The 22,105-nt window shown below is 62.0% G+C and carries 27 protein-coding genes; 6 read left to right on the top strand and 21 right to left on the bottom strand.

Annotation, left to right across the window (positions count from 1 at the left end):
- Positions 1–33: 33 nt before the first annotated feature.
- Positions 34–855 (top strand): inositol monophosphatase family protein, encoded by an 822-nt coding sequence (locus E8Q41_RS24350; RefSeq protein ID WP_137158158.1) that lies wholly within the window; start codon positions 34–36, stop codon positions 853–855.
- 35 nt (positions 856–890) lie between these two features.
- Here E8Q41_RS24350 and E8Q41_RS24345 read toward each other — a convergent pair whose 3' ends face one another.
- From E8Q41_RS24345 to grxD, 3 genes are all read right to left on the bottom strand, one after another.
- Positions 891–2,123, bottom strand: a complete 1,233-nt coding sequence (locus tag E8Q41_RS24345; protein ID WP_246660308.1) for a multidrug effflux MFS transporter — start codon at positions 2,121–2,123, stop codon at positions 891–893.
- Positions 2,124–2,135: 12 nt separating this feature from the next.
- Positions 2,136–3,389 (bottom strand): multidrug effflux MFS transporter, encoded by a 1,254-nt coding sequence (locus E8Q41_RS24340; protein ID WP_137158156.1) that lies wholly within the window; start codon positions 3,387–3,389, stop codon positions 2,136–2,138.
- A gap of 120 nt (positions 3,390–3,509) precedes the next feature.
- On the bottom strand, positions 3,510–3,848 hold the full coding sequence (grxD, locus tag E8Q41_RS24335) for a Grx4 family monothiol glutaredoxin (protein ID WP_137158155.1): 339 nt from the start codon (positions 3,846–3,848) through the stop codon (positions 3,510–3,512).
- Between the two features lie 129 nt (positions 3,849–3,977).
- Between grxD and E8Q41_RS24330 the strand changes: the two genes are divergently transcribed.
- On the top strand, positions 3,978–4,424 hold the full coding sequence (locus tag E8Q41_RS24330) for an NUDIX domain-containing protein (RefSeq protein ID WP_137158154.1): 447 nt from the start codon (positions 3,978–3,980) through the stop codon (positions 4,422–4,424).
- Between the two features lie 279 nt (positions 4,425–4,703).
- Here E8Q41_RS24330 and E8Q41_RS24325 read toward each other — a convergent pair whose 3' ends face one another.
- The 4 genes from E8Q41_RS24325 to purL are packed head-to-tail and all read right to left on the bottom strand — an operon-like array spanning position 4,704 to position 8,048.
- A complete protein-coding gene (locus E8Q41_RS24325) occupies positions 4,704–5,252 on the bottom strand; it encodes a hypothetical protein (protein ID WP_137158153.1) in 549 nt (182 codons plus the stop codon).
- A gap of 12 nt (positions 5,253–5,264) precedes the next feature.
- Positions 5,265–5,558, bottom strand: a complete 294-nt coding sequence (locus E8Q41_RS24320; RefSeq protein ID WP_137158152.1) for a hypothetical protein — start codon at positions 5,556–5,558, stop codon at positions 5,265–5,267.
- 10 nt (positions 5,559–5,568) lie between these two features.
- Complete coding sequence (locus tag E8Q41_RS24315) at positions 5,569–5,802, bottom strand: BolA family transcriptional regulator (protein WP_137158151.1); 234 nt, start codon at positions 5,800–5,802, stop codon at positions 5,569–5,571.
- A 14-nt stretch (positions 5,803–5,816) separates the two neighbouring features.
- The gene (gene purL, locus E8Q41_RS24310) at positions 5,817–8,048 is read right to left on the bottom strand and encodes a phosphoribosylformylglycinamidine synthase subunit PurL (RefSeq protein WP_137158150.1); all 2,232 of its coding nucleotides are present in this window, start codon (positions 8,046–8,048) and stop codon (positions 5,817–5,819) included.
- A gap of 235 nt (positions 8,049–8,283) precedes the next feature.
- Here purL and E8Q41_RS24305 point away from each other — a divergent pair, with 235 nt between their 5' ends.
- A complete protein-coding gene (locus tag E8Q41_RS24305) occupies positions 8,284–8,475 on the top strand; it encodes a CsbD family protein (RefSeq protein WP_137158149.1) in 192 nt (63 codons plus the stop codon).
- A 61-nt stretch (positions 8,476–8,536) separates the two neighbouring features.
- Here E8Q41_RS24305 and E8Q41_RS24300 read toward each other — a convergent pair whose 3' ends face one another.
- Complete coding sequence (locus E8Q41_RS24300) at positions 8,537–9,952, bottom strand: PLP-dependent aminotransferase family protein (RefSeq protein WP_137158148.1); 1,416 nt, start codon at positions 9,950–9,952, stop codon at positions 8,537–8,539.
- Here E8Q41_RS24300 and E8Q41_RS24295 point away from each other — a divergent pair.
- Entirely contained in the window at positions 9,951–10,235 is a 285-nt protein-coding gene (locus E8Q41_RS24295) for a DUF1127 domain-containing protein (protein ID WP_205910419.1), read from the top strand. The genes E8Q41_RS24300 and E8Q41_RS24295 overlap by 2 nt on opposite strands.
- A gap of 11 nt (positions 10,236–10,246) precedes the next feature.
- On the opposite strand, the gene E8Q41_RS24290 is transcribed toward E8Q41_RS24295, so the two are convergent.
- The 7 genes from E8Q41_RS24290 to purC form a co-directional block, all read right to left on the bottom strand.
- Positions 10,247–11,617, bottom strand: a complete 1,371-nt coding sequence (locus E8Q41_RS24290; RefSeq protein WP_137158147.1) for a VWA domain-containing protein — start codon at positions 11,615–11,617, stop codon at positions 10,247–10,249.
- 252 nt (positions 11,618–11,869) lie between these two features.
- On the bottom strand, positions 11,870–12,259 hold the full coding sequence (locus E8Q41_RS24285) for a hypothetical protein (protein WP_137158146.1): 390 nt from the start codon (positions 12,257–12,259) through the stop codon (positions 11,870–11,872).
- Positions 12,260–12,312: 53 nt separating this feature from the next.
- Positions 12,313–12,984: a phosphoribosylformylglycinamidine synthase subunit PurQ gene (gene purQ / locus E8Q41_RS24280; RefSeq protein WP_137158145.1), complete on the bottom strand. Its 672-nt coding sequence runs from the start codon at positions 12,982–12,984 to the stop codon at positions 12,313–12,315.
- Entirely contained in the window at positions 12,981–13,529 is a 549-nt protein-coding gene (locus E8Q41_RS24275) for an RNA 2'-phosphotransferase (RefSeq protein WP_137158144.1), read from the bottom strand. Before E8Q41_RS24275 ends, purQ begins: the two co-directional genes overlap by 4 nt.
- 9 nt (positions 13,530–13,538) lie before the next feature.
- Entirely contained in the window at positions 13,539–13,793 is a 255-nt protein-coding gene (locus E8Q41_RS24270; protein ID WP_137158143.1) for a hypothetical protein, read from the bottom strand.
- A 137-nt stretch (positions 13,794–13,930) separates the two neighbouring features.
- Positions 13,931–14,173 carry a phosphoribosylformylglycinamidine synthase subunit PurS gene (gene purS, locus E8Q41_RS24265; protein ID WP_137158142.1) on the bottom strand — a complete coding sequence of 81 codons (243 nt, stop codon included), beginning with the start codon at positions 14,171–14,173 and terminating at the stop codon, positions 13,931–13,933.
- A gap of 41 nt (positions 14,174–14,214) precedes the next feature.
- On the bottom strand, positions 14,215–14,988 hold the full coding sequence (gene purC / locus E8Q41_RS24260; RefSeq protein ID WP_137158141.1) for a phosphoribosylaminoimidazolesuccinocarboxamide synthase: 774 nt from the start codon (positions 14,986–14,988) through the stop codon (positions 14,215–14,217).
- Between the two features lie 236 nt (positions 14,989–15,224).
- Between purC and E8Q41_RS24255 the strand changes: the two genes are divergently transcribed.
- Together E8Q41_RS24255 and E8Q41_RS24250 are read left to right on the top strand one after the other, a co-directional pair.
- Complete coding sequence (locus tag E8Q41_RS24255) at positions 15,225–15,533, top strand: ATPase inhibitor subunit zeta (RefSeq protein ID WP_170976601.1); 309 nt, start codon at positions 15,225–15,227, stop codon at positions 15,531–15,533.
- A gap of 173 nt (positions 15,534–15,706) precedes the next feature.
- A complete protein-coding gene (locus E8Q41_RS24250; protein WP_137158139.1) occupies positions 15,707–16,021 on the top strand; it encodes a DUF1476 domain-containing protein in 315 nt (104 codons plus the stop codon).
- Between the two features lie 187 nt (positions 16,022–16,208).
- Here E8Q41_RS24250 and E8Q41_RS24245 read toward each other — a convergent pair whose 3' ends face one another.
- The 6 genes from E8Q41_RS24245 to rpe all read right to left on the bottom strand — a co-directional run bounded on the left by E8Q41_RS24245 (position 16,209) and on the right by rpe (position 22,076).
- On the bottom strand, positions 16,209–16,769 hold the full coding sequence (locus E8Q41_RS24245; RefSeq protein ID WP_137158138.1) for an alpha/beta hydrolase: 561 nt from the start codon (positions 16,767–16,769) through the stop codon (positions 16,209–16,211).
- Positions 16,770–16,864: 95 nt separating this feature from the next.
- Positions 16,865–18,553, bottom strand: coding sequence for a hypothetical protein (locus E8Q41_RS24240; RefSeq protein ID WP_137158137.1), 1,689 nt, complete (start codon positions 18,551–18,553; stop codon positions 16,865–16,867).
- Between the two features lie 225 nt (positions 18,554–18,778).
- Positions 18,779–20,086: an adenylosuccinate lyase gene (purB, locus tag E8Q41_RS24235; RefSeq protein WP_137158136.1), complete on the bottom strand. Its 1,308-nt coding sequence runs from the start codon at positions 20,084–20,086 to the stop codon at positions 18,779–18,781.
- 60 nt (positions 20,087–20,146) lie between these two features.
- Positions 20,147–20,665, bottom strand: coding sequence for a hypothetical protein (locus tag E8Q41_RS24230; RefSeq protein ID WP_137158135.1), 519 nt, complete (start codon positions 20,663–20,665; stop codon positions 20,147–20,149).
- The gene (locus tag E8Q41_RS24225; protein WP_137158134.1) at positions 20,662–21,402 is read right to left on the bottom strand and encodes a DUF2259 domain-containing protein; all 741 of its coding nucleotides are present in this window, start codon (positions 21,400–21,402) and stop codon (positions 20,662–20,664) included. The genes E8Q41_RS24230 and E8Q41_RS24225 overlap by 4 nt, the downstream gene beginning before the upstream one ends.
- On the bottom strand, positions 21,399–22,076 hold the full coding sequence (gene rpe / locus E8Q41_RS24220) for a ribulose-phosphate 3-epimerase (protein ID WP_137158133.1): 678 nt from the start codon (positions 22,074–22,076) through the stop codon (positions 21,399–21,401). Before rpe ends, E8Q41_RS24225 begins: the two co-directional genes overlap by 4 nt.
- Between the last annotated feature and the right edge of the window lie 29 nt (positions 22,077–22,105).

Raw genomic sequence — 22,105 nt, 5'->3', positions numbered from 1 at the left:
TTCCCCTCAAGTCTTTGAAAGGAATCACATTTCATGGCTGTCGTCGATATCCAGGCTCTTTCGACCCTCCTTCGGGAAGCGGCGAAAGCCGAAATTCTGCCCCGTTTCCGCAAGCTCGGCTCCGGAGACATCCGCATCAAGACCGAGGCGTCCGATCTCGTGACCGAAGGCGATGAAGCCGCCGAGCGCTTCATCAAGGCGCGACTCGACAGCGTGCTGCCGGGCGCCTTGTTCGTCGGCGAAGAAAGCGTCGCCGCCGAACCGGACCTGCTGCCGAAGCTGGCGGACGCCGATCTCGCGCTGGTCATCGACCCGATCGACGGCACCTTCAATTTCGCCTCGGGCATTCCGCTGTTTGCTGTGATGGCCTCGGTGGTCTCCAAGGGCGAGACGGTTGCGGGCGTGATCTATGATCCCATGGGCGACGACTGGATTCTTGCGGAGAAGGGGGCAGGCGCCTTTCAGATCACCCCGGAGGGCGTCAGCACCAAGCTGAAGGTGCGCGAGCCTGCGCCGCTGGCGGAAATGTTCGGAATGGCGTCCACGGGCTATGTCGGGCCGGAGAAGCGCGCCCAGTTGCTCGCCAATTTCGCCAAGGTCCGCTTCCTGATGAATTATCGCTGCGCCGGCCACGAATATCGCGCCTTCACCGGCGGCCATGTGCATTATCTCATGTACAACAAGCTGATGCCCTGGGATCACCTTGCGGGCACGCTGATCTCGCAGGAGGCGGGCGCTTACGCCGCCCGGCTCGATGGTTCGCCCTATCTGCCGAGCCATACCGAAGGCGGCCTGGTGCTGACCACCGACAAGGACACCTGGGACGAGTTGAAGCGCGAGATCTTCGACATCTGATCCTCAGACAGATCCGGAGATGCAGGCGGGGCGGCTCAGGCCGCGCCGCCATATTTTTTGCCGACGCCGAACAGCCGGCCCTTTTCCGCGACCAGCACCGCGCCGATGGCGCAGAGGCTGAGGCCGAAGAAGCCGGCTGCCACAGGCATGACCGTGCCGTCATACAGCGTGCCGATGATGGCGCCCAGCGCCGCCCCGCCCACGGTCTGCATGAAGCCGAACACGGAGGAGGCCGTGCCGGCCACGGCGCCGAGGGGCTCCATCGACAGCGTGTTCATGTTCGAGCCGAGCAGGCCGAAGGTGAACATGATGACGGTGAACACGCCGAGAAAGGCGAAGAAGGGCAGATAGCCGGCATAGCCGAGCGCCAGCCATATGCCGCTCATGCCCATGAAGAAAATGAGAGCCGCATGCGCGACCCGGCGCATGCCGAGCGCGCCGACGATACGCGAATTGGTGAAGGACGACACCGCCATCATCATCGCCACGAAACCGAAGGCGAGGGGGAACTTGTCGCCGAGGCCATAGATGTCGACATAGATCGGTTGCGCGGTGTTGATGAAGCCGAACAATCCGCCGAGCACGAAGGTCGAAGCGATGCCGTAGAAGAAGGCGGAACGGTTGGACACGACCAGCCGGAAGCCTTCGAGGATGACCGCAGGCTTCAGCGGCCGGCGATTTTCGACGGCCAGCGTCTCATCCATGCGGATGAACGCCCAGAGACCGATCACGGCGGCAAGACCCGACATGAACAGGAAAATCATTTCCCAATGGCCGCTGAACAGCAGCAACTGCCCGACGGATGGCGCGAAGACCGGGATCACCATGAACACCATGAAGATCAGCGACGACACTTCCGCCATCTGCCGTCCATGGAAACGGTCGCGCACCACCGATTGCGCCACGACGCGCGTGCCCGCCGCGCCGAGGCCCTGGATGAAGCGGAGCGCGAGGAGCGTTTCGAAACTCGGCGCAATCACGGCCAGCGCCGCCGCAGCGACATAGACCACGAGGCCGCAGATCAGCGGCGGGCGTCGTCCGAACCGGTCCGACAGCGGTCCGAAGAACAGTTGCGCCGCCCCGAAGCCGACCAGATAGGCCGTCAGGACGAACTGGCGGTGATTGTCTTCGACGATGTCGAGCGCAGCCGCCATCGCCGGCAGCGCAGGCAGCATGATGTCGATCGCGAGCGCGTTGAGCGCCATGAGCGCCGCCATCATGGCGATGAATTCGGGTTTTGAGACGCTGGTCTTCGGAGGCATGTTCATGTCTTGTTTTGCTCAGACTGTGGGGCCGATGGCGCGAAAGAGGCGTCCTTTGCGCGTCCATAGCACCGCAAGGCTGGCGACCAGCCCGCCCAGGCCGAAGGCGAGCGCCAGCGGCGTCGGCGTGCCGTCATAGGCCTGTCCCACCAATCCCCCGCCGATCGAGCCCACGGTCATCGTGACGACGCCGTAGAGGGAGGAGGCGACGCCAGCGATATGGCCCTGCGGTTCGAGCGCCATGGCGTTGAAATTGCCCTGAAGCACGCCGAAGGCCATCATGCAGATCGACAGGAACAGGAAGCTCACCCAGAAAGGCGGCACGGCGACCAGCGACAGCGCCGCCAGCGTCAGCCCCGAGGCGGTGAACAGCAGCATGGCGCTATGGGCGACGGCGCGAATGCCGAACAGCCGCACCAGCCGCGCGCTGCCGAGCGCAGCGGCAGCAACGCCGATCGAGGAGGCCCCGAACGCCAGCGCGAAAAACTCGCCGAGACCGTAAAGTTCGCCATAGACCTGCTGCACAGAGACGACATAGCCGAAGAGACCGATGAAGGTCGCCATGCTGGCCACCGCATAGCCGGCGGTGATGCGATTGGTGGCGATGGCCTTCAGCGCTTCGAAAAGATTGGCGAAAGACAAGGCGCGCTTGGCCTCATGCGCGAGCGTTTCCTCGAGCCGCAGATAGACCCATGCGAACAGTGCTAAGGCCGCCACCGTGTTGAACAGGAAAACGCCGCGCCAGCCGCTGGCGTATTGGATCATCTGGCCGATGCTGGGGGCGATGATCGGAACGATCATGAAGGTGGTGAAGACGAAAGTCAGCACCCGTCCCATGGCCTGACCGGAGAAACAGTCGCGGATCACGGCCATCACCACCACCTGCAGAGCGGCGGTGCCGACGCCTTGGACGACGCGCATGGCGAGCAGCATCTCGAAACTGGTGGAGAACATCGCCGCCACGCTGCCGGCGAGATAGAGAGCGAGGCCGAAGATCAGGAACGGCCGGCGCCCGTAGCGGTCGGTCAGCAGGCCGAAGAACAGCTGCGACATCGAAAACGTCACGACATAGATCAATATGACCAGCTGGCGGCTGTTGGGATCGGCGACGCCGAAGGTCTGGCCGATCGCCGGCAAGGCGGGCAGCAGGATGTCGATCGACATGGCCGCGACGGCGGCAAGCGACGCCGCCATGGCGATGAATTCGGCCATGCCCAGTTTGAGCTGATGGCCGGGCGCAGTCGCCCCCTCTGGCATGCTGACGTCATGCATGGAAAAACCTCGGAAAATGTCTGGGCAGCGCGCAAGAAAACGCCGGAACAGCAATGCGCGAACGCTGAAAAAGTTACGGGCCGGAAAACCCGGCCCGTGAGGAAAACCTGTCTGGCTGGATCAGGCCGCCTGGCCCTTGTGCGGAATGCCGTTGTCGCTGAACAACTGCTGCAATTCGCCGGCCTGGAACATTTCGGTGATGATGTCGCAACCGCCGACGAATTCGCCCTTCACGTAAAGCTGGGGAATGGTCGGCCAGTTCGAATAGTCCTTGATGCCCTGGCGCAGATCGGCGTCGGCCAGCACATTGTGGCCCTTATAGTTGACGCCGACATAATCGAGAATCTGGACCACGCGGCCCGAGAAACCGCATTGCGGGAAATCGGGCGTGCCCTTCATGAAGAGCACCACATCGTTGCTCTTCACTTCATTGTCGATGAAATCGTTGATGCCGCTCATGAAATTGTCCTTTTTGCCATGCCGGGTTCAAGGGCCGGCCGCTTTTGTCTATCTATAGTCAACCGGAGCCGCTTTTTAAAGAAGCGGCGCAGTTTTTTTCAGCGTATATCGCTGGGGAGGAGAGAATTGATGGCCACCTGGCGACCGGTTCAAAATATCCGCGTGATCGTGATCGGCATCGCGCGCCGCGGACGCCAGATCCTGGCTGCCGAAGTGAAAGCCGACAATGGCGTCGTGGTCGGCGTTCGTCCGCTCGGCGGCGGCATCGAATTCGGAGAAACGCGGGAAGAGGCCCTGCGCCGAGAGTTCCGCGAAGAACTGGGCGTCGATATCGAAATTCTCGGGCCGTGGAATGTGGTGGAAAACCTCTTCACGCATGAAGGGAAGGCCGGGCATGAAATCGTTTTCTTCGCCGATATCGCGATCATCGACGCAGATAGCGTCGCCAAAGACCGGATTGTCTTCTTCGAGCACGAAGGCTCGGAGCAGACAGCGGGCTGGTTCGATCTCGATGCGCTCGAACAATCAGCCATCGCTCTCTATCCGATCGGTCTTTCCTGCTTTCTACGCGGCTGACTTAGAGCATGTCTCAGCTTTTCAGCCTCATTCTGTTGGTCCAAACCGGGATGATCCGCGAGGAGAAGGGCGCGGGTCGTAGCCGATGCTACGGCCAAGCTCTCCGACGACGCGGGCGCCCGGTTTCGACCAACCCTTCGGGCCGGATGAATTTCGGTCACTATCTTCGGCTTTTGGCTCTGCCGTACATCTGGGTACGCCCTCGCCAAAAGCCTTGATCCTGACCGAAATTGATCCGGCAGAATGAGGCTGAAAAGCTGAGACATGCTCCAACGGCGCTTATTGCGTCGCCGCGCATTTGCGCTCGCCGGCCTTTTGTATAGTTCCCGTCTCGACGTTCAACGTCTTGAGCGCAACGATCGTCGATCCCATGCCGTTGGCTTCGTTTTCCGCGAAGGTGGGGCAAGTCTTGGCGGTAGCCTTGATGGTTGTGCGCTCCCAATAGGACAGTGTCTTGCCCTTCAGCTCATATTCGTCTGCAGGCGCGTCGAGTATCGCTTCGCCTGAGCCGAGATCATAGACGACCAGATTGCCTTGCGGGCCGGTGGAGCGCGTCAGCACCAGCGTCGAGCCGGAGATTTCGCCGAACCAGAGCGGATCGCCTTCCCCGCCGATCACATAATCCGCCGCCTTTTCGTCGAAAACGCATTCCGATGGCGCTGCGCCGCCGGAGATTTTGGTCACGGCGAAGCGGGCGCCTGGCTCCTCATCGAAGGCTTGTTCGACGACGTGATAGGACTTGCTGGTGTGGCATTGCGGTTCGGCCATGCTGACGGAAGCAAGCGACACGCAGCCGCATGTGAAGAATAACAAGATCGGATTGAACATGGAAATGCCCTGTTAGGATCGACGCTTGGCCTTGGAGCGCGCGGCGCTCGTGCGGCGTTTGCTGACCTGTTTTTTTGCAGCGGTTGGCGCGTCGGCGTCACGGGCGTTGCGGCCCACCGATCCGGAGCCGGATCCGGACTTCTCGACGACCCGCCGCGTCTTTCTGCTCGACGTCGAAGCGGTCGAACTGCGGGTCTTGCGTTTCGTGCGCTTTGTCGCGGTCGGCTTCAGGCCGCTTTTCTTGAGGATTTCGGACACCGCGCTTTTGACGATGCCCGAGATGACGGCGTCCATGACATTGGACATGGCCGCCCCCTCAATCCGGAGCCGATGTCTGCAGGGCGAGCGCATGCAGCACGCCGCCCATTTTGCCCTGCAGGGCGTCATACACCATCTTGTGCTGCTGCACCCGGCTCTTGCCGCGGAAGGCTTCGGCCACCACTTCGGCGGCGTAATGGTCGCCGTCGCCGGCGAGGTCCCGGATCACGACGCGCGCGCCGGGTATGCCCTCCTTGATCATGTCTTCGATATCGCCGGGATTCATGGGCATGGTCAGTCTCCTGCTTACTCGGCGGCCGCCTTGCGACCATCCATGAAAGCAGGGAACCATGATTCATGAGCCTTTTGCAATTCTTCAATTGCTATGGGCTTGGCGGCGCCCAGCGTAACCGACGCCCCGCCGGTCGTGCCGATGAAGGGCGCGAAGACGCCGCGCGTCTCGGCCATCTCCAGAACCGAATCGAGATCGTCGCGCGACACCGTCACCACATAGCGGCCCTGGTCTTCGCCGAAGAACACCGGGATGGGATCGGCGCCGTCGAGCGCGTTGATGCTCGCGCCGATGCCCGACGCCATTGACATCTCGGCGATCGCCAGAGCCAGGCCGCCCGAGGAGCAGTCATGGACTGCGGTGGCGATGCGGTCGCGGATCAGTTCGCGCACGAAGTCGCCGACCTTGCGCTCATGTTCGAGATCGACCGCCGGCGGCGGGCCGTCGGTGCGGCCGTGAATATCGCGCAGATAGACGGACTGGCCGAGATGCGTTCCCCAGGACGAGGGCGCGCCCACCAGCAGGATGCATTGATTGTCTTCGGAGAAGGCGATGCGCGCCATCGCCGACCAGTCGGAAATGAGGCCTACGCCGCCGATGGTCGGGGTCGGCATGATCGCCTGGCCGTTGGTCTCGTTGTAGAGCGACACATTGCCCGACACGATCGGGAAATCGAGCGCGGTGCAGGCCTCGCCGATGCCCTTGATGGCGTGCACGAGCTGGCTCATGATCTCAGGCTTTTCGGGATTGCCGAAATTCAGGTTGTCGGTGGCGGCCAGCGGCAGGGCGCCGGTGGCGGTCAGGTTGCGCCAGCACTCGGCCACCGCCTGCTTGCCGCCTTCGAACGGATCGGCCTCGACATAGCGCGGCGTGACGTCGGACGAGAAGGCGAGGGCCTTCGACTTGTGGCCTTCGACGCGCACGACGCCGGCGTCGCCGCCCGGAAGCTGCAGCGAGTTGCCCTGGATCAGCGTGTCATACTGTTCCCACACCCAGCGGCGCGAGGAATTGTTGGCCGAGCCCACCAGCTTGACCAGCGCATCGGCGACATCGGCCTGCGGCACGTCATTAGCGGCAAGCGGAGCTGGCTTCACAGCAGGCGTCCAGGGACGGTCATATTCCGGCGCCTGATCGCCGAGGTCCTTGATCGGCAGATTGGCGACTTCAACGCCCTGATGCTTGACGCGGAACCGCAGGTCGTCGGTGGTCTTGCCGACGATGGCGAAATCGAGACCCCATTTCACGAAAATCGCCTTGGCGACGTCTTCCTTGGAGGGCTCGAGCACCATGAGCATGCGCTCCTGGCTTTCCGACAGCATCATCTCATAGGCGGTCATGTTGACTTCGCGCACCGGCACCGTGTCGAGATCGAGCTCGATGCCGAGGTCGCCCTTGGCGCCCATTTCCACCGCCGAGCAGGTGAGGCCGGCCGCACCCATGTCCTGGATGGCGATGACGGCGCCGGTCTGCATCAGTTCGAGGCAGGCTTCCAGCAGGCACTTTTCGGTGAAGGGGTCGCCGACCTGAACGGTCGGCCGCTTCTCCTCGATCGACTCGTCGAATTCGGCCGACGCCATGGTCGCGCCGCCGACGCCGTCGCGGCCGGTCTTGGCGCCGAGATAGACGACGGGCAGGCCCACGCCCTTGGCTTCGGACAGGAAGATGGCGTTGGACTTGGCGAGGCCCGCCGCAAAGGCGTTGACGAGGATATTGCCGTTATAGCGCGCGTCGAATTCGACTTCGCCGCCCACGGTGGGCACGCCGAAGGAATTGCCGTAACCGCCGACGCCGGCGACCACGCCCGCCACCAGATGCCGCGTCTTCGGATGATCCGGCGCGCCGAAGCGCAGCGCGTTCATCGCCGCCACCGGGCGCGCGCCCATGGTGAAGACGTCGCGCAGGATGCCGCCGACGCCGGTCGCGGCGCCCTGATAGGGCTCGATATAGGAGGGGTGGTTGTGGCTCTCCATCTTGAAGACCACCACGTCGCCGTCGTCGATATCGACCACGCCGGCGTTTTCGCCCGGTCCCTGGATGACGCGCGGGCCCTTTGTCGGCAGCGTCTTCAGCCACTTCTTGGAGGATTTGTAGGAGCAGTGCTCGTTCCACATCGCCGAGAAGATGCCGAGTTCGGTGAATGTGGGTTCGCGGCCGATGAGATCGAGAATGCGCTGATATTCGTCCGGCTTCAGGCCATGGCTGGCGATGAGGTCCGGGGTGATCGGGCGGTCGTTGGAAACGGTCATCGGGCTCTCAAGAAAAGTTGGAGGGCGGCGTTTGCCTGCCTATAGCCGATGGGGGCCGTTGATGCGACTGGAAAATGCGGGATCAACAGGCGCAAATCGCCCGGAAACGCAACGCGGGTCGAACCCTCGGTCGACGGCGCTCCTGAACATGAACGAATTGTAACGCAGCCTCAAGGAACCCCGGCGGGCCTGCCGCGTTTTCCCGACGTCACAAGCAAGCAAAAGGAGCTTCGACATGGGTTCTGTAGCAGACAAGGTCAAGGGCGCCGCCAATGAAGTCGTCGGCAAGGGCAAGCAGGCTGTGGGCCGCGCCACCGACAATCCGCGTCTGGAAGGCGAAGGCGCAGCCCAGGAGCTGAAGGGCAAGACCCAGAAGGCCGTGGGCGACGCCAAGGACGCGGTCAAGCGCGGCGTCGACCGCCTGTAACGCTTACCCAGGCTTCCAGTTCTGGGGCCGTCGGCGCATCCGCGCCGGCGGCCTTTTCGCGTCATATGACCGCGCTTTCGCCCGTCGGCGCCTGATCGAGGATGCGGTTGAGGATCTTCAGCCCGGCGATCGAAATGGAGCGATCGCGCCCCTCGCTGAAACCGACACGGACATGATGAAACACCCGGTCTGAACGTCCCGCCTTGAACTCGTCCTCGTCGTCGATCAGCACGTCCTGATCAAGCGCCGCCTGTTTGAAGGTGCCGGAAAGCCAGGGCTCCGGGAGCTTTAGCCAGAGAAAGGGCAGGTAGGGATGCGACCGGAACTCCCGGCCTGCCAGCAGCGTTCGCGCCGCCTGCTCCCGCACCGCCAGTTCGGCGAGAACGCGGGAGCGGATTTCATCCGCCGCGCCGGATAGCACAAGCCGCGCCGACAGTTCCGCCAGCAGAAACGGCAGTCCGCCGCTGACCAGCTTCTGCGTCAGCCGAACCCGTTGCGCCATATGCGGCGGGCAGGCGACCCAGGCGCCGCGAACGCCGGCCGCCACGCTTTTCGACAGGCCGTTCAGGATGAAGGTGCGGTCGGGAGCGAGCTCGGCCAGCGTCGGAACGCCGTCGGCGATCATGCCGCCATAGAGATAGTCCTCGATCAGCCAGACATTATGCCGGCGCGCGATCTCGATGATTTCCTTGCGCCGCGACAGCGGCAGGCAGGACGTCGTGGGATTTTGTCCGGAGGACATGATGAAGGCGGCTTTGGGGTGCTCGCGGGCGCAGACGCGCTCGAAATCCTCGGGCAGCACGCCTTGCTCATCCATATCGGCCAGCACGACCCGCCGGCCCATCAATGTGGCGCTGCGGGCGACCTGCGAATAGGTGAGGTGTTCGCAGACCAGTCGATCGCCGGGCCCGGTGACGGCTGCCATCACGGCGTTGACGCCGGCATGCACGCCGAGTTGCGGCAGAATGTTTTGCGGATCGGGAGCCCAGCTTCCCTGCGAGAGCCAGCGCCGTCCCGCCTCGGCCCAGTCCGGCGAGATGGTGCGCGTATAGCTGGAAATCTCGCTTGGATGCTCCGTTGCGATCTCCATCATCACCCGTCCGATGATCTCCGCCTGGCCGACATCCACGGCCGCAGTCGTGTCGAAGCGCAACTTGCCGGAGGGCGGAACGAGCGCCCGCGTACCGCCGAACGCCGATGTCACGGGATCCACTGACGGCGAGATCTGCCGCATGCCGCCCTGCACATACGTGCCGCGTCCGACTTCGCCTGACACGAGGCCGCGCTCGCGCAGCACCGCATAGGCCCGCGTGATTGTACCAATTGTCACCTTCAGGTCAAAGGCGAGATCGCGATGCGGCGGCAGTTTCGCCCCATTTGCGAGCGTTCCGGCCTTGATCGCCGCCTCCGCCGCATCCGCGATGCGAATATAGAGGGGTCCGGAGCCGGTTTTGATGTCGGGAAGCCAATGTGTCATGGTGACAATTATCTACATTGTCATCACTACTTCGTCAATGCATACAGAAAAGGAGACAATACGACCTGAGTTTCAGGAGAATATGATGACAATAGAGACAATTGCTCCCTCGGATCGTGGTCTGTGGTCTATTGGGCGGATCGTGTGGACCTTCCTCCTCAAAATTCGCCGCAACCGCCGGACACGGCTTCATCTCTCGGATCTTTCCGATGCGGCGTTGGAGGATATCGGCCTCAGCCGCCGGGAAGCGGAGGCCGAGGCGCGACGTTGGATCTGGCTGTAACGATACCGGGATCACATCGTCAGCCGGGGAGTCAGGATCTGCCCAGCGATGGTTTCGAAGACGCCGACCAGCTTCTTGGATTCCTGCACGAGCACGGCTTTGTCGGCGTCGCTCGCGCATTTGCCGAGTTCGACGGCGGTGCTTGAGGTTTTGTCGATGCCGACGGCGACCGTGAAGATCGTCACGCCCTTGTTCTTGGCGTTCTGACAGACCGAGCTCATCAGCGTGTTGGATTTGACCACGTCGCTCTTGGTGTGGGTGGGATAGGTCGGAGACACCGTGTTGGTGCCGTCGGTCATGATGATGATGAACTTCTTGACGTCCGCGTCATAAGTCTTTCCATCGGTGAACGGCTCGCCCTGCGACAGCGTGTTCCAGCCCCACAGCACGCCGGGCGCGATATAGGTCTCGTCATTGGCGACCATCGCCTTGATCGCGGCGCGCAGCTTTGTGTAATCGCTGGTGAGCGTGGTGATGGCGGCGCCGCAACTGGTGTTCAGAAGACCCGGATATTTCTTGTCGGGGCTGACGTCCTGCGTATCCAGCGGGTTGTTGCGCGAACCGACGCAGCCCGTCCATTTGTATGTCGTCGTCTTGTTGGAACAGGTTTCCACCTCGTCGCCATAGACCGTGGTGCTGCAGATCTTCTGGTTGTAGGTATAGGGCACACCGTCATTATAGCCGGTCTTCTTCACCGTCGTGCAGCCGCTCTGGGAAATGATCGGTCGTGATTTGGTGCAGACGCGCGCTGTGGTCGAATAGTCGTCTTTCACGTCGAGCCAGCCCGCTTTGCGATAGGACATGCCGACATTCACATAGCGGGAGAAGGGCACGATCGAGAACCGCGCCTTCTTCTGCTTGGCGTCCATCTTTTCGAACACGTCGAGCAGCGCGTTCGACGCCGCCTTGAGGTCGGTCAGCTTCTGCCCGGTCATCGAATAGGTGTTGTCGAGCACCAGCGCGATTTCGATATCGTCTTCGCTGCCGGATTGCGCCTGCGAGAGGATCTTCACGTCGATGCCCTCCGGACGGATCAGCTTGGCGAGCGTCAGCGGCGTCTTGGCTTTCGCTTTCAAGGTGATGCGGTTGTCCGGCGTCACCGAGAAGTCGGTGATGCTGACCTCGGTGGCGAAAGCCGACTTGAAATTGGCCTGGAAGGAATTCTGCGCGATTGTCTTGAGTTTCGCGGTTTCCGTTTCGCCGGAACTCGCGGCCGCCAGCACCGCGGCGTCGGCGGCGTTCTGCATCTCGGTGCGCGTGGCGTAGGCGGTGATCATGTCGATCGCGATGCCGGAGGCGATGATGACCGGTGTGGCGACCAGCGCCGTCATCAGCGCGAAATTGCCGCTGCGGTCGCTCAGCATGGCTGTCAGAGACTTCATGGCTCTCTCCCCTGGATTGATGGGATGAGCCTCGCTATTCGGATTGAAATCCGCCTTAAGCGTTTTGTTAAGATTTTAGCGAATTGGAATGTGAAGGCCTTTGTTTACCACGTTTCCGGCCGTCCAACAGATTCCCGCAGCCTCTGACTGTGGGAATTGCGGGGAATGCGCGCATGGATCGAGCGTCTGGTTTGCAAAACCCTAACGACTGTCCCGAATACGAACGCCTTGACTGCGCCGGAATGAAACAGGTCAGCAGCCTTTGCCGCCGCGCGCCCAGCGCAGGACATCCGCATTGATGCGGCCAGACACGGAGGCGTCATGCATCATCGGGCCGAAAGCGCTGAGTTTCGCCTGCTCGCCGCTCGCCTGCACGACCAGCAGCGGACGCGACTCGGGCGAATGCGCCGGCACCACCAGAATGCGCGGCGTGCCGCTGAAGGAATTGAGTTCCGGGGCGAGGCGGTACTTCTTGAAGGCGGGATCGCCGGATTTGAACCAGCAGGCATTGGCGCCGAGCGCCACGCGCTCCATCACCGGCAGCGCCCGCATCGAGGCCTGTGGGGCAGGGGCGCGCGCCGTGGAGCAGGAGGCGGCAAGCGCCGAAAGCGCGATGAGCGCGGTGCGAGCGAACAGGCGCATGCCGGATATCTCCGTCGAACAGGAATCGGACTGTTTGGGACCCGAATGAAAGCTCAGGCGGCGATGACGTTGAGCGCCGAAGCGAAGATGCCCTTGCCGTCGGAACCGCCATGGGCGGCCTCGATGAGGTTTTCCGGATGCGGCATCATGCCGAGCACATTGCCCTTGTCGTTCATGACGCCGGCGATGTTGTTGATCGAGCCGTTGGGATTGGTCTCGGGCGTATAGCGGAACAGCACCTGTCCTTCGCCCTCGATCCGCGCCAGCGTTTCGGCGTCGGCGAAATAATTGCCGTCGTGATGAGCGACAGGCGAGCGGATGATCTGGCCCTTTTCATAGGCGCGTGTGAAGTCGGTCTCGGCGTTGACCACTTCGAGCTTCACTTCGCGGCAGACGAATTTCAGCGATGCGTTGCGCATCAGGGCGCCCGGCAGCATGCCCGCTTCGAGCAGGATCTGGAAGCCGTTGCAGACGCCCATCACCTTCACGCCCTTTTCCGCCTTTTCGCGGATCGCCTGCATCACCGGCATGCGCGCGGCGATCGCGCCGCAGCGCAGATAGTCGCCATAGGAGAAACCGCCGGGAATGACGATCAGGTCGACGTCGGGGATCTCGGTCTCTGTCTGCCAGATTGTCACGGGCGCATGGCCCGAAATCTTGGTCAGGGCGGCGATCATGTCGCGGTCGCGGTTGAGGCCGGGAAGCTGGACGACGGCGGATTTCATCGGGCAATCTCCGTAACGGGGGACAAGAAGTCCGGCGGGACGTTCGCGGTGAGCCATACGCCATTGTCGGCGCGAAGGAAAGCATAACCTGCTTCCGCCATTGCCAGCGCATTCACCGTCAACAGCATATGCGGCCCTCGCCGCCGCATGGCGACCTGCCTGGCCGTTTCGATATCCGGCGACAAATGGACATAGCTGCGCTGCATGGGTTTCAGCCCGGATATCTGGATCTCCTCCCAGGCTGTCGCCGTCGTTCCATGATAGAGGATCCTCGGAGGCGCGACCGCCTCCAGCGCCAGGTCGACGTCAACGCTGTGCCCCTGGGCGGCGCGGATGCGCCCGCCTTCAAGTGTGAAGCGCTTCTTGGCGTTCTCGGCGATGACGCGCCTGATGTCGTCGTCGGACACGCCGAGCTTCTCGCAAAGCCTGTCGCTGAACTGCGAGTAGTCGGTCCAGCCATGCGTATCGAGTTCAAGATCGAGCTCGTGCGGCGCATGGCGCAAGACATAGCTCATGAATTTGGAAATCTGGGCGTCAGTGGGCATCACTGAGTATCAAGGCGTCAGGGGCTTTTGCGCCGCTTCTGCGAATTCGCGCAGGTCTAGTCGTTTTTCGATCCGATCGGTCCGATCATCAATACGGGCGCAAACGCTCCTAATTCCATTCAAATCACCCTGTACATTGTGAAGATGGCCACGAATGGACAGCATGTCCTGCCGCAACTCTGAAACCGCGTGATCCACTTTGTCGAACCGCTGCTGAAGGTTTTTCAGGATTTCGAACATCAATTCCTGCGTCACGTCGGCCATCGGCTGATCCTCAACCATAACGAGCTCGAGAACCATACATCTTCTTCATGGTGGATTCTAGGCATGAGAATGGTCAAAATACAAAAACCGCCGCGAGAAATCCCGCAGCGGCCTCAAGTTCAACTACGAACTTCAGATTAGCCCAGGCTGACGCTGTAGTTTTCGATCACGGTGTTGGCGAGCAGCTTTTCGCACATCGCCTTGAGATCGGCTTCCGCCTTGGCCTTGTCGTCATGGGCGATTTCGATGTCGAACACCTTGCCCTGGCGGACGCTGCCGACATCCGAGAAATCGAGCGCCGAAAGCGCGCCCTCGATGGCCTTGCCTTGCGGGTCCAGAACCCCGTTCTTCAGCGTTACAACTACACGCGCCTTGATCATATGTCCCTCTGCATATCCGATAGAAGCTTGCTGCGGACCGTTCAGTCCGACTTGACGAGCACCGGGCCTGCGCCGCGGATAGGCTCGTTCTCATTGATGATGCCCAGACGGCGCGCGACTTCCTGGTAGGCGTCGAGCAGGCCGCCGAGATCCTTACGGAAGCGATCCTTGTCGAGCCGCTCGCGGGTTTCGATGTCCCACAGGCGGCAGGAATCCGGCGAGATCTCGTCGGCGAGAATGATGCGCATCATGTCGCCTTCATAGAGGCGGCCGCATTCGATCTTGAAATCGACGAGCTGGATTCCGACGCCGAGGAAGAGGCCGGTCAGGAAATCGTTGATGCGGATGGCGAGCGCCATCACGTCGTCGAGCTCCTGCGGGCTCGCCCAGCCGAAGGCGGTGATATGCTCTTCCGACACCATCGGGTCGTCGAGGGCGTCCGACTTGTAGTAGAATTCGATGATCGACCGCGGCAGAACGAGACCTTCCTCGATGCCCAGGCGCGAGGCGAGTTCGCCGGCGGCGACATTGCGCACCACGACTTCGAGCGGGATCATCTCCACTTCGCGGATCAACTGCTCGCGCATGTTGAGGCGGCGGATGAAATGGGTGGGAATGCCGATCCGGTTCAGATGGGTGAAGATGAACTCGGAGATGCGGTTGTTGATGACGCCCTTGCCATCGATGATCTCATGCTTCTTCTTGTTGAACGCGGTGGCGTCGTCCTTGAAGAATTGCACGAGGGTGCCAGGTTCCGGACCTTCGTAAAGGATCTTTCCCTTGCCTTCGTAAATCCGGCGGCGGCGGTTGTTCATAAAGTCTTCTCTTTTCGTTTGGCGGGGACTCACGCGGACTGCTGCGCCCCGTCGCTGCGTTAAACGCTCATTAGCCGAAAAGTTCGGAATTCACAATCACGCATCGTCCGCTGTCCAGAGAACGTCGATTCGTGAAAATTGTAGCGATCTGCTTTGCGAAGTTTTCGGGCGAAGGTTGTATACCTGTCCTTGTCGCAACGATGATCAGCAAGATCACAGACAAACGGGGACGAAAAATGAACAATCTCAAGAAGCTCGAAAGCACGCTCGAAAACAAATTCGCTCATGACGAGGATGTCCGCTTCCGCGCCATCATGCGCCGCACGCGCCGTCTTGCCGCCTGGGCCTCCGAACAGACCGGCGCCGACAGCGACGCCTATGCGTCCGAGCTCGCCAATCTTTATCTCACCACGCCCGACGATGACGTGATGGCCGGCAAGGTGCGGCTCGATCTCAACCGCGCCGGCATTGCCTGCGCCCATTACGAGGTGCGCGTCAAGATGGTCGAACTTCTCTTTGCCGAGCAGCAGGCGATCGCAGCCTGATCCGCGTCTTCGAAAATTTCATTCGCGACCGCTCCGACGAAATGATCGTCGGAGCGGTTTCGTCATTTCGTTTCGCTGCGGCCAGTCCGCGGACTGAGACGAAATCGCACTTTCGATTTCCGAATTGAACGACTATAAGCGACCCGGACGGTGCAACAATTCGGGAGACCCCAATGTCGGCTATCAACGATCGCGAAAAGGCCTTCGAAAACAAATACGCCCACGATGAAGAGAAGAAGTTCAAGATCATCGCGCGGCGCAACAAGTTGCTGGGCCTTTGGGCCGCTGAGCTGCTCGGCAAGGCCGATGCGGATTCTTACGCGAAGGAAGTGGTCGCGGCCGATTTCGAGGAAGCCGGCGACGACGACGTCATTCGCAAGGTGCAGGGCGACCTGACAGCCGGCGGCGTTTCGAAGTCCGCCGAAGAAATCCGCGCCAAGCTGGCTGATCTGCTCTCTGTGGCCGCCGATCAGATCGAAAAGGGCTGATTTCAGCTTTTTTCACGCTTCAAAGCCGCTCTTCGGGGCGGCTTTTTTGTTGCCTTCGGGGCACTAGAGCGTGCCTCAGCTTATCCGCCTCATTCTGCCGGAAGAATTCCGGCCACTATCTTCGTTTTAGCTCCGTCGCACATCTGGGTGCCCCCCGTAGAATGAGGCTGAAAAGCTGAGACACGCTCTATCCTCTCGGCTTCAGCCGCGACAGGAACTGCGCGAAGACCATGGTGCCTTCAGGCCAGGGGCCATGCCCCGATTCGATGTCGATGTGACCGGAATTGCCGGCGTCGACCAGGAACGAACCCCAGGCGTTGGCGATGTCGCCCGCATGTTCGTAGGTCCCGTAGATGTCGTTCTGGCTGGCGACCGTGATCGAGGGAAATGGCAGCGGCGCATTCGGATAGGGGCCGAAGGTTTCGAAGATCTTCTTGCGCGGTCCTTTGAGCGCCGGATCCGGCGGCGATACGAAAAAGCCGCCCGCGACCTTGTCGGCGGCGCCGTCGAGCGCATGCAACGCCGCGCCGATCCCGACGCTATGCGCCACCAGAACCACGGGCCGCTCGGCCTCGATGATCGCCTTTCGGATCGTCTCGACCCAGGCGTCGCGATCCGGCTGCGTGAAGGAGGCCTGTTCGATGCGGCGCGCGGTGGCGAGTTTCGCCGACCATCTGTTCTGCCAGTGGTCCTGATGCGGAACCCCGTAGCCCGGTATGAGGAGAATGTCTGTTTCTGAAGCTTTCATGCCTCTCACATGCGATCGCGCGGCGCCTGTGTCAAGCGTCGCGCGATCGGTCTTTCGTCAGCTGTCAGGGGGCGGGCTGTAGCCCGACGGCCCGATTATTCCTCGACGGCGCCGCCGTCATCGGCCGGCTCTTCGGCGGGCGCTTCTTCCTGCTGTTCCTCGGCAGGGGCCGCCTCTTCCTGCGGCTCTTCGGCGGGTTCTGCCTGTTCGGTATTGTTCTCGGCGGGCGCTGCTTCTTCCTGCTGCTCTTCCGCTGGAGCTGCTTCTTCCTGCGGCTCTTCTGCGGGTTCTGCCTGTTCGCTATTGTCCTCGGCGGGGGCGGCTTCCTCCTGCTGTTCCTCTGCAGGTGCCGCGTCTTCCTGCGGTTCCTCGGCGGGAGCCGCCTGCTCGGAATTATCCTCGGCAGGCGCAGCCTCCTCCGGAGCTTCCTCTGCGGGGGCCGCTTGTTCGGTATTGTCTTCTGCGGGCGCTGCCTGGTCCGGGTTTTCCTCGGCGGGAGCCGCCTGATCGGAATCGTCTTCGGCAGGAGCCGTGTCCTGCTGAGTTTCGTCCGCTGGCGCTGCCTGCTCGTTGTCATCGTCAGCAGGGGCGGCCTGGTCCGGCTGGGCATCCTCTGCCGGGGCTGCATCGGCAGGCTGCTCCTGCTCGGCATCATCCGTCACGGCCGCATCGGCGGGGTCTTCGACAGGCAGAGCCTGCTGATCGTCCGATGCGTTGGCGGGCTCCTCTTCGAGCGTCGCGGCTTCGTCAGCCTGAGGATCGGCAGTCTCCGCCGCGTCCTCGACCACTTCCTGCGCGTCGTAGGTTTCGGCGGCTTCGATCCGCTGCACTTCCTCCGTGGACGAATATTCCTGCTCGACCGTCTCGGCGAAACTGGTCTCGACGCTTTGATATTCGCTTTCGAAAGACTGGTACTCCTCCGCAGTATAAGAGAAGTCGTAGCTTTCGGAAACCTGTACGGTCTCCTCATAGGTCTCCCATGAATAGGACTCGTAATAGTATGTCGTCTCTTCGTAGAAATAGGTCGTGGTCGTGGAGATATATTCCCACTGGTCCCGATAGACAGTGTAATATTGCGGTTCATAAGCCGCGTAATAGTAATAGTAACCGGAATAATAGCCTTCGAAGGCGGCGATCAGATAGATCGTTTGCCATTGCTGGCTGGGAAGCCGGTTGGCCTGCCAGGCGCGATCGAGAAGGCGCTGCAGGCGTTCGATTTCGCGCTTCTGCTGGGCGTTCAGCGCCTTCAGGGCTGCCATTTGCGCGAGCCGCTTCTGGATTGCGGCGAGGCGGCGGCCGTTCTTGACGGCGACGTCCTTGGCGTTGGCGGCCTTGCCGCCCTGAACGCGCTTGAGGTAGTCTTCCCAGGCTTTCCCGAGAGTATCGACGCCGATCTTGACCTTCTTGTCCTTGATCTTGGCGAGGCTGTAGCTCAACTGGACCTGCGCCACGGCGGAGGCGTATTTCGGCAGGGTCTTGGCGAGGGTTGCGGTCTTCTTGCCGCGGGCCGCCTTGTCGACCGCCTGCAATTGCTTGGCCGCCTCGGCCAGCGCCTTCAGCAGGGGCGCCGACTGCCCGCGCTTGTTTTTCGGCAGCGCCTGGATTGCGCGCGCGGTGTAGAGGATCGCCTGCGCCTGCTTGTCGAGCAACTGGCCGGCGCTGAGAGATCGGGATTGATAGGCCGCCGACGTTGCGGCGTAGCTCGCCACGGATGTCATGGGACTGAGAGCGAGTCCCAGGGAAATCAGCGTCGCGGGAAGAACGCTGCGAATAATGCGTGGCATGGTGACCCCTTGAATCTGCCCCGGTTTCTGAGCTGCGCGCGCCGGGATCGCGTTTCGCCAAGTCGAGACGGATGGCGGCGGCAAGTTATTCTATGTGTTCGAACGAATCCAAGCGGAATTGAACTATGAATCCCGCTGCGCAGCGAATTCTTCGGCGAATTTCCAAACAAAAACGGCGCGGCTCCCTCGGGAACCGCGCCGCCGCAACTTGAGATCGTTTGTTTCTCAGACTTCGCCGAACACCCGGCGGAAGATCGTGTCGACATGTTTGGTGTGATAGCCGAGGTCGAATTTCTCGCGGATTTCCTCTTCGGAGAGCGCGGCGCGCACTTCGGCGTCGCCGAGCAGTTCCTCCAGGAAGTCCTTGCCCTGTTCCCACACCTTCATGGCGTTGCGCTGCACGAGACGATAGCTGTCCTCGCGCGACACGCCGGCCTGCGTCAGCGCCAGGAGAACGCGCTGGCTCATCACGAGACCGCGGAACTTGTTCATGTTCTTGAGCATGTTTTCGGGATAGATCACCAGCTTTTCGACGACGCCGGCCAGGCGGTTGAGCGCGAAATCGAGCGTGATCGTCGTATCGGGGCCGATGGCGCGCTCGACGCTCGAATGGCTGATGTCGCGTTCATGCCAGAGCGCCACGTTTTCCAGCGCCGGAACCACCGACATGCGCACGAGACGGGCAAGCCCGGTCAGGTTTTCGGTGAGCACCGGATTGCGCTTGTGCGGCATGGCCGACGAGCCCTTCTGGCCCGGCGAGAAGAATTCTTCCGCCTCCAGCACTTCTGTGCGCTGCATGTGCCGGATCTCGATCGCCACGTTTTCGATCGACGAGGCGATCACGCCGAGGGTGGCGAAGAACATCGCGTGGCGGTCGCGCGGAATGACCTGGGTGGAGACGGGCTCGGGGACGAGTCCGAGCTGTTCGCAGACATATTCCTCCACCGACGGATCGATATTGGCGAAGGTGCCGACGGCGCCGGAGATCGCGCCTGTGGCGATTTCAGCGCGTGCGGCGACGAGTCGCGCGCGGTTGCGGTGCATTTCAGCATAGAAGCGGGCGAAGGTCAGGCCCATCGTGGTCGGCTCGGCATGGATGCCGTGGCTGCGGCCGATGCGGACCGAATCCTTATGCTCGAAGGCGCGGGTCTTCAGCGCCGCAAGCACCCGGTCCATATCGGCGAGCAGCAGGTCGGCGGCGCGCACGAGCTGAATGTTCAGAGTCGTATCGAGCACGTCGGACGAGGTCATGCCCTGATGGACGAAGCGGCTGTCGGGGCCGATGAATTCGGCGAGATGGGTCAGGAAGGCGATGACGTCATGCTTGGTGACGGCCTCGATTTCGTCGATCCGGGCGACGTCGAACTGCGCGGCCGAGCCTTTTTCCCAGATCGTGCGGGCGGCGTCTTCAGGAATGACGCCGATCTTGGCGAGCGCGGTGCAGGCATGCGCCTCGATCTCGAACCAGATGCGGAACTTGGTTTCCGGCGACCAGATGGCGACCATTTCGGGGCGGGAGTAACGCGGGATCATCGGCGGTTTTCCTTGCGGCGCTTGGGGTTGCGGCCCCTCTAACAAATGAACCCGCCGGCTTCAATGCGACGCGCGCCCAAACCACAGGCCGAAGCCCAGGAAAATCGCTGTTCCCGGGATTCCATAGATGGAAAACGAGATCACCGTGAACTGATAGGCGGCGCTGAGCGTGGTGAAGGCGAATTGAAATCCCCAGATCAGCGTGAAAGCGGGGGCATGCCAATGGGCGTAATAGAAGCGATATTCGAGCGCAAACAGCGCCGCAATCGCCAGATGCGTGGATAGCGCGATGACGATCGTGGCCCCCATCGTCCGGGCGATCGCCTCGCGCGACCCGAACAACAGCCGCGACAGCCACAGCGCCGGAGTGAACCCGAGCGCGCCGCCCAGAAAAAACATCGCCAGCACCGCCGGCCATTGCGGCATCAGAAATTGATTGCGGTCGTAGAGATCGAGCGTCGCGACAAGCGCCATCAACGCGCCGAAGAGGATGGATCCACACAGGACCGTCAGGGGCGAGGGCGCGGTTTCCGCAAGCCGCGCCCGAAGCGATGCCGCGCGTCCGCGCCCGGACGTCATGGCGCATCCAGCTGGATGGGAACCGCGATCCATCGGATATCGTCGCCCTCGAAGCCCTGGCTCGACGCCTGGATCATGGCGACGGCGGTCGAGGCGTTTTCGCCGTCGAGGACGATCGCGCCGATCCGATAGCCAGTCGGGCATTTGCGGCTCGGCGGCACGGTTGCGTCTTCATAGAGCAGGCGATCCACCGGCTTGCCGTCCGCCTCGACGAGTTTCAACTGGAAACCGTTGAAGCCGTTGCTGGCGTTCAGGCAGTCCTTGGTGGCGGGGAAAGGCTTGGTCTCGAGTTTGATCGAGTAAGGCTTTGCCACCTTCGGCGCGCGCGGATAGCGGTTGAACCGGACTGTTTCGCCTTCCGCGCCGAGATCGGCTGCGGCGCGAAAGACGGCGAAAGCGCCCGGATCGGAATCCGCGCCGTAACGGGCGATCAAGTCGCGTGCTTTGGCCCAAGCCTGGGCGCGGGCGTCCTTCAACGGAGTTTCGCGCTCGATCGTGACCCGCACCGGCGAGCCGGGCGCGAATTTGTCCCGCGCGAGGTCGATCACATAGATATTGGAATAGGGAAAGCCCGAGCCGTCCTGAACGCCGAATTCCTCGAAGGCGAAAATTCTCGCATCGGCGGAAAAACCGATGACGCGCATCTCCGCCGCATCGCTCGCCAGCGAAGCATCGGCCTGCAGCAGGCCGCCCGCGCAGGCGAGAGTGAGGATCAGGGTTCGGAGGCGCTTTTTCATCCGCGAGCCTTTTCGGCGGCCGCGCGAATGGCCGCGATGTTTGCGCGATAGGCGTCGACGCCGTCGCCCTTGTAGACGGCGGAGCCCGCCACCAGCACGTTGACGCCCGCAGCGGCCGGAATGCCGGCGGTCTCGGCGGTGATGCCGCCATCGACTTCGAGCTCGATCGGCCGGTCGCCGATCATCTTGTGGATGCGGGCGATCTTTTCGGTCACGGCGGGAATGTATTTCTGACCGCCGAAGCCCGGATTGACGCTCATCACCAGAATGAGGTCGACCTGATCGATGACATAGTCGAGCACGCTTTCCGGCGTGGCCGGGTTGATCGAGACGCCGGCCTTCTTGCCGAGCGCGCGGATCGCCTGCAGCGAGCGATGCAGATGCGGGCCGGCTTCGGCATGCACGGTGATGATGTCGGCGCCGGCCTTGGCGAAGGCTTCGAGATAGGGGTCGGCGGGCGCGATCATCAGATGGCAGTCGAACACGGCGTCGGTCAGCGGCCTGAGCGCTTTTACGACATCAGGTCCAAAGGAGATGTTGGGGACGAAATGGCCGTCCATGATGTCGAGATGGATCCAGTCCGCGCCGGCCTCAACGGCGTCCGTCACATCCTGCCCGAGCCGCGCGAAATTGGCGGCGAGGATAGAAGGGGCGATCCGGATCGGTCTGTGCATCTGCGCGTCTCCCATGACAGTCGCTTGTT

It is taken from the genome of Rhizobium sp. FKL33 (genome assembly GCF_005222915.1).
Lineage (GTDB): Bacteria > Pseudomonadota > Alphaproteobacteria > Rhizobiales > Rhizobiaceae > Rhizobium_E.
Note: the sequence above shows the minus strand (reverse complement) of the source record. Positions and strands in the feature narration are given on the sequence as shown.

What these genes read in the sequence shown, in the direction of transcription:
- E8Q41_RS24350 (WP_137158158.1), top strand. Translation starts at nt 34, where the DNA reads ATGGCTGTCGTCGATATCCAGGCTCTTTCGACCCTCCTTCGGGAAGCG.
- E8Q41_RS24345 (WP_246660308.1), bottom strand. Translation starts at nt 2,123, where the DNA reads ATGAACATGCCTCCGAAGACCAGCGTCTCAAAACCCGAATTCATCGCC.
- E8Q41_RS24340 (WP_137158156.1), bottom strand. Translation starts at nt 3,389, where the DNA reads ATGCATGACGTCAGCATGCCAGAGGGGGCGACTGCGCCCGGCCATCAG.
- grxD (WP_137158155.1), bottom strand. Translation starts at nt 3,848, where the DNA reads ATGAGCGGCATCAACGATTTCATCGACAATGAAGTGAAGAGCAACGAT.
- E8Q41_RS24330 (WP_137158154.1), top strand. Translation starts at nt 3,978, where the DNA reads ATGGCCACCTGGCGACCGGTTCAAAATATCCGCGTGATCGTGATCGGC.
- E8Q41_RS24325 (WP_137158153.1), bottom strand. Translation starts at nt 5,252, where the DNA reads ATGTTCAATCCGATCTTGTTATTCTTCACATGCGGCTGCGTGTCGCTT.
- E8Q41_RS24320 (WP_137158152.1), bottom strand. Translation starts at nt 5,558, where the DNA reads ATGTCCAATGTCATGGACGCCGTCATCTCGGGCATCGTCAAAAGCGCG.
- E8Q41_RS24315 (WP_137158151.1), bottom strand. Translation starts at nt 5,802, where the DNA reads ATGCCCATGAATCCCGGCGATATCGAAGACATGATCAAGGAGGGCATA.
- purL (WP_137158150.1), bottom strand. Translation starts at nt 8,048, where the DNA reads ATGACCGTTTCCAACGACCGCCCGATCACCCCGGACCTCATCGCCAGC.
- E8Q41_RS24305 (WP_137158149.1), top strand. Translation starts at nt 8,284, where the DNA reads ATGGGTTCTGTAGCAGACAAGGTCAAGGGCGCCGCCAATGAAGTCGTC.
- E8Q41_RS24295 (WP_205910419.1), top strand. Translation starts at nt 9,951, where the DNA reads ATGGTGACAATTATCTACATTGTCATCACTACTTCGTCAATGCATACA.
- E8Q41_RS24300 (WP_137158148.1), bottom strand. Translation starts at nt 9,952, where the DNA reads ATGACACATTGGCTTCCCGACATCAAAACCGGCTCCGGACCCCTCTAT.
- E8Q41_RS24290 (WP_137158147.1), bottom strand. Translation starts at nt 11,617, where the DNA reads ATGAAGTCTCTGACAGCCATGCTGAGCGACCGCAGCGGCAATTTCGCG.
- E8Q41_RS24285 (WP_137158146.1), bottom strand. Translation starts at nt 12,259, where the DNA reads ATGCGCCTGTTCGCTCGCACCGCGCTCATCGCGCTTTCGGCGCTTGCC.
- purQ (WP_137158145.1), bottom strand. Translation starts at nt 12,984, where the DNA reads ATGAAATCCGCCGTCGTCCAGCTTCCCGGCCTCAACCGCGACCGCGAC.
- E8Q41_RS24275 (WP_137158144.1), bottom strand. Translation starts at nt 13,529, where the DNA reads ATGCCCACTGACGCCCAGATTTCCAAATTCATGAGCTATGTCTTGCGC.
- E8Q41_RS24270 (WP_137158143.1), bottom strand. Translation starts at nt 13,793, where the DNA reads ATGGCCGACGTGACGCAGGAATTGATGTTCGAAATCCTGAAAAACCTT.
- purS (WP_137158142.1), bottom strand. Translation starts at nt 14,173, where the DNA reads ATGATCAAGGCGCGTGTAGTTGTAACGCTGAAGAACGGGGTTCTGGAC.
- purC (WP_137158141.1), bottom strand. Translation starts at nt 14,988, where the DNA reads ATGAACAACCGCCGCCGCCGGATTTACGAAGGCAAGGGAAAGATCCTT.
- E8Q41_RS24255 (WP_170976601.1), top strand. Translation starts at nt 15,225, where the DNA reads ATGAACAATCTCAAGAAGCTCGAAAGCACGCTCGAAAACAAATTCGCT.
- E8Q41_RS24250 (WP_137158139.1), top strand. Translation starts at nt 15,707, where the DNA reads ATGTCGGCTATCAACGATCGCGAAAAGGCCTTCGAAAACAAATACGCC.
- E8Q41_RS24245 (WP_137158138.1), bottom strand. Translation starts at nt 16,769, where the DNA reads ATGAAAGCTTCAGAAACAGACATTCTCCTCATACCGGGCTACGGGGTT.
- E8Q41_RS24240 (WP_137158137.1), bottom strand. Translation starts at nt 18,553, where the DNA reads ATGCCACGCATTATTCGCAGCGTTCTTCCCGCGACGCTGATTTCCCTG.
- purB (WP_137158136.1), bottom strand. Translation starts at nt 20,086, where the DNA reads ATGATCCCGCGTTACTCCCGCCCCGAAATGGTCGCCATCTGGTCGCCG.
- E8Q41_RS24230 (WP_137158135.1), bottom strand. Translation starts at nt 20,665, where the DNA reads ATGACGTCCGGGCGCGGACGCGCGGCATCGCTTCGGGCGCGGCTTGCG.
- E8Q41_RS24225 (WP_137158134.1), bottom strand. Translation starts at nt 21,402, where the DNA reads ATGAAAAAGCGCCTCCGAACCCTGATCCTCACTCTCGCCTGCGCGGGC.
- rpe (WP_137158133.1), bottom strand. Translation starts at nt 22,076, where the DNA reads ATGCACAGACCGATCCGGATCGCCCCTTCTATCCTCGCCGCCAATTTC.